This is a genomic window from Candidatus Protofrankia californiensis (genome assembly GCF_900634765.1).
GTDB lineage: Bacteria > Actinomycetota > Actinomycetes > Frankiales > Frankiaceae > Protofrankia > Protofrankia californiensis.
The window spans coordinates 7,225-7,782 of the sequence record NZ_CAAAFT010000018.1 but is presented as its reverse complement, the minus strand read 5'-3'; the positions used below and the strand labels follow the sequence as shown (position 1 = coordinate 7,782).

At 68.3% G+C, this 558-nt stretch carries 1 protein-coding gene; it reads left to right on the top strand.

Features of this window, described 5'->3' with window-relative positions; genetic code table 11:
- Positions 1-260: 260 nt before the first annotated feature.
- Positions 261-527, top strand: a complete 267-nt coding sequence (locus DD1DGNOD_RS00730) for a hypothetical protein (protein ID WP_131769208.1) — start codon at positions 261-263, stop codon at positions 525-527.
- The last annotated feature ends 31 nt before the right edge of the window (positions 528-558 follow it).

The following is a 558-nucleotide window of genomic DNA, read 5'->3' as shown; positions in this document are numbered from 1 at the left end:
CAGACGTACAGGTCGGCTGTACCGCTGACCGTACTGACCCGCAGGGTGACCCCCCGGACATCCTGGTCGTCGCCGCGGTCGTGGTCGTGCTGCGAGACTGCTGTCATCGGTCGCCTCCTGCATAGGTCGGCCGCGGTCCCGTCGGTGGGCATACCGGCGGGACCTACTCATTGCCACGTGTCCGGGGCACCATAGCGAGTCCATGTACGTGCGTACAGATCGAACGGATAGGGCGTTCGTACGTTCCTAGTGTCCAGCACATGCCGGCAGACGACGGTGAGGACGAGGGCCGTGTCCCCCGGGCCGAGCTGCGGGATCTCGTCGACATCGACCAGCTACGGGATCTCCTCGGCCGCACGTCCCGCCGCGGCGAGCGGGTCGCACGCAGCTACGCCGTATCGGTCGCCAACAGCAAGGGCTTCCCCGACCCCCTGATCGACCACCCGCGGATCCGCCTGTGGCGCCGTGCCGACGTCGAATCCTGGTTGGACCGCAACCGGCCGGGATGGCGCGGCGAAGACGCCTGAATACGACGATGCCCCCGCCGGCTTGCCGGTC

What these genes read in the sequence shown, in the direction of transcription:
- DD1DGNOD_RS00730 (WP_131769208.1), top strand. Translation starts at nt 261, where the DNA reads ATGCCGGCAGACGACGGTGAGGACGAGGGCCGTGTCCCCCGGGCCGAG.